The 7018-nt window shown below is 64.5% G+C and carries 6 protein-coding genes; all 6 read left to right on the forward strand.

Going from position 1 to position 7018, the window contains the following annotated elements; genetic code table 11:
* A partial coding sequence (tssF, locus tag EOC06_RS00055; protein ID WP_245469252.1) for a type VI secretion system baseplate subunit TssF occupies positions 1-1754 on the forward strand: 1754 nt, incomplete at its 5' end.
* On the forward strand, positions 1718-2785 hold the full coding sequence (gene tssG, locus EOC06_RS00060) for a type VI secretion system baseplate subunit TssG (protein WP_128306778.1): 1068 nt from the start codon (positions 1718-1720) through the stop codon (positions 2783-2785). The genes tssF and tssG, both read left to right, overlap by 37 nt.
* On the forward strand, positions 2782-4254 hold the full coding sequence (gene tagH / locus EOC06_RS00065) for a type VI secretion system-associated FHA domain protein TagH (protein ID WP_128306779.1): 1473 nt from the start codon (positions 2782-2784) through the stop codon (positions 4252-4254). The genes tssG and tagH overlap by 4 nt, the downstream gene beginning before the upstream one ends.
* 3 nt (positions 4255-4257) lie before the next feature.
* Positions 4258-4710, forward strand: a complete 453-nt coding sequence (gene tssJ / locus EOC06_RS00070; protein ID WP_128306780.1) for a type VI secretion system lipoprotein TssJ — start codon at positions 4258-4260, stop codon at positions 4708-4710.
* Between the two features lie 39 nt (positions 4711-4749).
* On the forward strand, positions 4750-6084 hold the full coding sequence (gene tssK, locus EOC06_RS00075; RefSeq protein ID WP_128306781.1) for a type VI secretion system baseplate subunit TssK: 1335 nt from the start codon (positions 4750-4752) through the stop codon (positions 6082-6084).
* A 4-nt stretch (positions 6085-6088) separates the two neighbouring features.
* Positions 6089-7018, forward strand: a 930-nt coding sequence (gene icmH, locus EOC06_RS00080; protein ID WP_245469253.1) for a type IVB secretion system protein IcmH/DotU, incomplete at its 3' end; no start/stop codon positions are given.

The following is a 7018-nucleotide window of genomic DNA, read 5'->3' on the forward strand; positions in this document are numbered from 1 at the left end:
GTCCAGATCCGTATGTCGAGCGGTTGCTTGACGGCGTCGCTTTTCTCGCGGCGCGCACCCGGCTGAAAGTCGATGCCGAGCGCTCGCGGTTTTCACGCAGCGTGCTGGATGTCCTCTATCCCGATCTGGTCACGCCGGCGCCGGCAACGGCTATGGTGGTGCTGAAACCCGGCCAGCAGGTCCAGACGATGGTTGCCGGCCATGTCGTCAAGCGCAACACCCGGCTGGTCTCCGGCCTGCAGCCCGGCCTTTCGACGCGCTGCACCTTCACCACCGCCCAGGACGTCACGCTGTGGCCGATAGCGGTGACTTCGGTAAGCTACTTTCAAGATCGCAGCGCGCTGGCGGCGGCCGGCATAGGGCCGATCGGCGGTGTGGCCGGCGAGGCGGCGCTCCGCATCGTGCTGGCCCGAACCGGAAAAGGCAGGCTCGACGAATTGTCGCTCGACAAGCTTGATCTCTATTTTTCCGGGCGCACCAAGGCACCGTTAATTTTCGACGCGATTTTCGGCGCTTGTTCGGCCGTTGGCGCACGCGCGGAAGGCAAGACCAACCTCGCATCGCCCTTGCCGGAACCCGAAATGATCGGCATCAGCGACGACGAAGCCCTGATGCCTCGGACCCGTCCGACATTCGAGGGGTACCGTCTGCTGCGCGAATATTTCATGATGCCCGAGCGCTTTCACTATGCGCGGATTTCCGGACTGCAGCCCGTCGTGCACCGATGCGCCGCCGGGCTCGAGATCATCTTCATGTTCAGGCGTCCAGTGCCCGAGCTTGCCGACTTGACCCCGGTCGATTTCGAACTTTTCGCAACGCCGATCATCAATCTCTTCGAGCGTGAGTGCAACGTCATCGAGCTTGATCCGCGCAGGACGCGCCAGGTGCTGCATGCCGACCGAACGCGGGCGCGTGACTTCGAAATCTATCGGGTCATCCGCGTGGAGGACGCCGACACCGGGGGCAGCGATGCCGAAATTCCGGAGCTCTTCAGCCTGGGTCAGAATCGTGGCAGTGGCTGGGTCTACTCGACCGAGCGGCGTCCTCGTCGCGCGACGGAAGACGAGCGGCGCGACGGGCTGACCCGCACCTCCTACGCAGGGGACGACGTTTTCCTGGCAATTTCACGCCCGGTGGAAAGCCAGGCGAACCGGTCGCTGAAGCGTGTCGACATCGTGGCGCTTTGCACCAACCGCGATCTGCCGATCCTCGATGACAATCCCACTTTGACGCTGGAGGCCGGCGACCCGGTCGAAACGGTGCGGCTTCTCGGCGCGTTGCGTCCGCCTCGCCCGGCCATCCCCGCGGCGCTGCCTTCGGGCGCGGCGGGCGAATCGCGCGCCGACAATCTCGCCTGGCGGCTGGTGGCGCAACTGGCGCTTAATTTTCTCAGCCTTGCCAAGGAAGGCCGCGGCGTCGATCCGCTGCATGCGCTGCTTGATCTTTACGCCGACCGGGGAGATCCGAGCCTTGCCCGCAACGTGCATTCGATCGTTCGCATCGACTCGCGGTCGGTCATCGAACGGCTGCAGATCGACGGTCCGATGTGCTTTGGACGTGGCACGGAAGTAACATTGCATGTCGACCAGTCGGTCCTGGCAGGGCAAAGCACATTGCTGCTTTCGGCCCTGCTGGCACGGCTGTTTGCCCGGCATGCCGGAATAAACGGCTTCGTGCGAACCCGTACGCGGCTGCTGCAGAAGCAGGAGGATGTGCCATGGCCGATGACGCCCGGCAATCGCTACCTGATCTAGACACAGTCGACCCGAACCATGCCGAGGCGCTGTCCGGGACGTTCGACTTCTTCGAACTGTTGCGCCGACTCGAACGGAGGGGCGGGCTGTTCGGCTATTCCGGCTCGCCAGAGCGCGAGCCTGCAAGGCTCGGACAGCATGTGCGTCTTAGCTTTTCGGCCAGGGACGTGGTTGAATTCCACGACGCGAAGGACAAGGCTCCGGCCAGGGTCACCGTCGCAAATCTCGGCCTGATGGGACCCGAAGGTCCGCTGCCGCTGCATCTGACACGCTGGGTGCTCGATCGTCTGTCGCAGCGCTGGTTCACCGGCGCCGATGCCCGGCAAACCAGCGACACGACATTCGTGGACTTCGTCAACATTCTTCAGCACCGCATGATCGCCCTGTATTATCGGGCATGGGCGGATGCGCATCCGGCCGTACAGGTCGAACGCGCGGTCGGCGGGCGTGTTCGCGCCATGCTCGAAGCCATGGCGGGAATAGGACTTCCGGGCACCCAGAACACCGATCTCGATACGGTGAAGCTTCGCCAGGCGGCTTCGCTCGCCAGCCAGGTCGACGGCCCGGAACGGCTGACGCTGTTCCTGGCGGAAGCGTTCAAGGTGCCGGTTCAGATCAAGGAGTTCATCGCCGCCTGGATAACCATCCCAACCGGGCTCCAGACCCGTCTTGCAAAAGCCTATGCAGGGCTTGGCCGAGGAGCGACGATCGGCCCGCGCGTTTTCAACCGCCAAAGCCGAGTCGAGCTCCGTGTCGGCCCGCTGGGGTACGAGGACTTCAAGGCGTTCCTGCCCGGTGGCCAGCAGTTCAAACTGTTCGAGGAAGCCGTTCGCGACATGGTCGGGGCATCGCTCGACGTCGATCTGCGCATCGTGCTTGCGCGGGAAGCCGTGCCGCCGCCCCGTCTCGGAGCGGTACAGCTCGGCCGAACTGCCTGGCTTGCGCGGCCTGTTGAAAGGGGCGATGCTGACGATCTGCGGCTGCGCACAATCGTCGGATGGCAGCCGGAAATGGCGGGGGTCGCGGCATGAGCCTGCTGCTGACGCTGGAGCAAGGGCCACGCACCCAGGCCGTACGGCACACCCGGCTGGACGAAGGCGAGCTGGTGATCGGCCGCAGCGCGGACGCAGGCTGGCAGATTGACGATCCCGACATGTTCGTTTCGCGAGCTCATTGCAGGATCTCGGGCGGGCGAGATGGATATTTCGTCACCGATACGTCAAGCAGCGGATTGTTCATAAACGATTCTGACAGCCCGCTCGGCGCCGGCAAGTCGACGCGTCTTCAAAGCGGTATGCGGCTAAGACTGGGCGACTACGTCGTCTATGTCGATCTGCAGACGCCAACCGCCCAAGCACCCACAGCCGGCCAGCCGGCTCCGGAACGCCTGCCGCCGGCATCCCGGGCGCCGGTGAGCATCGGCCACGACGACTTCTTTTCCGCCACGGTCGAAGAAGAGCCGCGACGGCCACGTCCGGCGGATTTGCCGGACCCGTTCGAACGGCCGGTTCCAGGCGCGTTCGAGCGTGCCACCTCCGGCCAGCGCAGTTCGCCTGGTTTCGATGACCCGTTCAGCCTCGATCCGGTTTCAACGCCTGTGTCGAAAAATGCCGCCTCTTACCGCGAACCGGGCGGCGCGGCGAACCAGGCGGACCCCTTCGGCCTCGACCCCGTGCCGTCTCCCAACCGGGGAGCCGAACCCGCTCATGGAAAGCCGTCCGATTTCAAGGATGATTTTGGTTTCGGATCGGCCGCGGCGCCCGGTTCGGCAAACGGCACCGGCTCGGCCGGACAGCGCGAGCGCATCGCCCAACGACCACAATCCGCCAATCCCTGGGATTTGCCCGCGCAAGCGGCTGACGTCCCGCCTCCGGCGCGGGCAGGTGCTGCTGCCAAACCCGCCCGCCTGCCGGCAGCGCCGCAACTGGGGGACATGGCGCTCCGCTCCGCATTCCTGCATGGCATGGGTGTCGAGGAAGCCGATTTCCCCGAGCGCGACAGCATTGCGGAAATGGAGAAGTTTGGCCGCGAATATCGGTTGATGATGGAAGGCCTGATGCAGCTTCTGCGCAAACGGGCCGAGGAAAAGGGAAACGCTCGCGTCGCCCAGACCATGGTTGGGGCTTCCGAAGTCAATCCGCTCAAGTTTCTGCCGACGGTCGACGACGCCATCGTCACGCTTCTCGCCGAGCGCAGCCCCGGATTTCTCGCCGGCGAAGCGGCAATCGCCGACGCGGTTCGCGACCTCGCCCAACATCACGTGCGGGCCTGGCGCGGCGTACAGGGCGCCTTGCGGCGGATGATTGACCGTTTTGACCCGACAGCGATCGAGGAAGAGCTGAAATCGAATTCCGCGATCGGCACGCTGCTTTCGGGCGGGCGCAGCGCCAAGCTGTGGGAGCTTTACCAGAAACGCCACCGTGAAATCGCCGAGAGCGCGGAAAAAAGCTTTCTGGGCGAAATCGGCGCTGATTTTCGGGATGCATATGAGGAGGAGTGAGACATGATCGATCGACGCGAATTCATTGTCGCCCTGGGCGCAACCGGGCTGCTTACGGCTTGCCAGAGCGGGCCGCCGAAACCATCGGTGATCACCGTCAAACTGACCGGCGGGGCCGGTATGAACCCGGGACCGGGCGGCGGCGACCGGCCGGTGACGGTCCTCGTCATGCGGCTGCGCAGCACCGGCAAATTCAATTCCGCCGACTACTTTGCCTTGCAGGGGGATGCCGGTTCGGCACTCGCAGGCGACCTCATCGGATCCGACCAGATCGCCGTCGGGCCGGGAAAGACCGCGTCCAGGACCATCACGGTCGAGCCGGACGCGACGGCGCTGGGCTTTGTTGCACTGATCCGCGAGCCCGGCGGCCGAAACTGGCGCACAACCAAATCAGTGTCGGCGGGATCACAATTTACGGTCAACGTCTCGCTTGGCAGCGGCGGCATTTCCGCTTAGCGGCCAGGGCAAGGGGAGCTCGATGCAGAGAGTAGCGGCATGAGCGATGCAAACAGAGTGTTGTGGTCCGAAGGTCTGTTTCTCCGGACCCAGCATTTCCAGCAGCAGGATCGCTTTATCGAGGCGACGGTGCGCGGCGCGTTGCAGGCCGGGCAGTTGCATACGTTCGGCTTTCAGCAACTGACGCTGGATCAGGCATTGCTGGAGGCCGGCCAGATCTCGATCCTGTCCGCACGGGGCATCTTTCCGGACGGGACACCTTTCTCCATTCCAGACATGATGGACGCGCCGCGACCACTGCTGGTCACCCCAGACACGGGCGCCGGGCCGGTGCTGGTCGCCTTGCCGCTGGAGCCTCCCGGCGGTGTCGGCTTCGATCCGGCACACGCGGCCGCCTCGGGAGCACGATATCACGGGCGGATCGTCTCGGTGCGTGACGCCGTCCAGGGCGGTTCAGATCCTGAAGAAATCGAGATCGCCCGTCCGCAGGCGCTGCTGCTTGCACCCGGCAAGCCGGTCGGTGGCTACACGGCCTTGCCGATAGCCGACCTCAAGGGGGTTCGGGCCGATGGTGGCGTCTCTGTGGACGAGACCTTCCTGCCGCCGACACTGATTACCGGCGCGGTGGCCTGGTATCGGCAATTGCTTCTGGAAGTTGTCACAGGCCTCGACCAGATCGCCGAGGCGCATGGCAAGATGGTCATGGGCGGGCCTGGGCGCAGCGTCGAAGATCTGCTGATGCTCAATCTCGCCAATGCGGCGCGTCCGCGGCTCGCCCACATGCTGGCGCAAGATGTCTTCCATCCGGCCGAGCTTTACCTGGAACTTGCCGGGCTCGCTGGTTCGATGGCGACCTACGGATCGAGCGCGCGGCGCCTGGGCGAATTACCCGCTTACGATCACATGGCGCCAGGCCCCGCCTATTCGGCGCTGGCGGATGCGCTGCGCTCGCTCATCCTCAGCCTGCGTTACATCGAGCCTAAATCGCGTGCGCTGCCTGTCATGCGGCATTCGACCAATGTCTGGAAAATCCGCATCGACAACCCGAAGCTGCTGGTGGCCAGCCGGATCGTCATCCGGGTCGGTTCGGAGCTGTCGGAGGACGCGCTGCGCAAGATCTTCGTCAATCAGGCGACTGTCGGCTCGGCCGATCAGTTCGAGGGCCTGTGGAAATCGCGTTTGCCCGGCATTCCGCTGAAACCGCTCCATTCCCAGCCGCGCGAGATCCCTTACGATGGCGATCGGCTGTGCCTCGAACTGGACCAGAAAAGCGAGCATTGGGCGTCACTGCTCGATGCTCCCGGCTTCGTCATTGGCGTTTCGGGTGTGTTGCCGAGCGAGCCGCAGGTGGACTGCTATTCGGTGAACAGGTGAGATCATGAGCCGCGATGATCCGTTCGGACTGTCGGAGGATCGCGAACGCACCCGCATACGATTGACCGGAGCGCCGATGCCGCGACCGATGGCCCCGCTGTTGCCGGGGGCGGTGGTAAAGCGGTCTCGCACCCACCCGAACGCGCTTGTCAACGCATTCGCACCCTTGCTCGAGTTCGCTCCCGAGCTTGAAAGCGCGCTGCCGCCGGAGAATCCGGAAACGTTGCGCACCCGATTGCTCGAAGAACTGGTTCGGGCACGCGACATGGCAATGTCGACGGGATCCTCTATGGAGAGGGCCGACCAGGCAGCCTGGATCGTGGCGGCGTTGCTCGATGATCTGGCTCTGAACACGCCCTGGGGTGGGGCCAGCGCCTGGCCTCGGCAGCCGCTTGTGGTCATGCTGCGTGGCGATGTCGATGCCGGCACGCAGTTCTTCACGCGTCTCGACGAACTGGAGCGCCATCCCAACCGCGATCGCGAATTGCTGGAACTGCAGTATGATTGCATGGCGCTCGGTTTCCGCGGCAAATATCGCGTGCCTGGGCGATCAGGCGACCGTTCGCTCAATGCCGTTCGCGTGGCGGCGGCACGCTTCCTGCGCGATGCCGACGCTGAAGGCGCGCCACTGTCACCAAACTGGAAGGGCGTGATCGCATCCGACGAACCGCAGCGCTTCATCGTTCCGATCTGGGTTATGGCGCTCGGTGCGGCGGTTGTTGCCACAGCCATCCATATCGGACTCTCGATGGGACTGAGCAGCCAGGCGGTCGAGCTTTCCGCACTTGTGCGCACGTTGCCGCCGCCTGCACGCGGCGACATCAGCCGTACGTCGCCCAAGGTCGATGCCCCGCCGCCGGAGAAGGTGGATTTTGCGCTGTTGCCGGAATTTCAGGCCGGAGCGCCGGCCGACCTCAGATCCGCCCTCAGCGGC

The sequence above is a fragment of the Mesorhizobium sp. M7A.F.Ca.MR.362.00.0.0 genome, assembly GCF_004023175.1.
Classification (GTDB): Bacteria; Pseudomonadota; Alphaproteobacteria; order Rhizobiales; family Rhizobiaceae; genus Mesorhizobium.

Excerpts from the sequence above, each read along its gene's own strand:
- tagH (WP_128306779.1), top strand. The coding sequence starts at position 2,782 with ATGAGCCTGCTGCTGACGCTGGAGCAAGGGCCACGCACCCAGGCCGTA.
- tssJ (WP_128306780.1), top strand. The coding sequence starts at position 4,258 with ATGATCGATCGACGCGAATTCATTGTCGCCCTGGGCGCAACCGGGCTG.
- tssK (WP_128306781.1), top strand. The coding sequence starts at position 4,750 with ATGAGCGATGCAAACAGAGTGTTGTGGTCCGAAGGTCTGTTTCTCCGG.
- tssG (WP_128306778.1), top strand. The coding sequence starts at position 1,718 with ATGGCCGATGACGCCCGGCAATCGCTACCTGATCTAGACACAGTCGAC.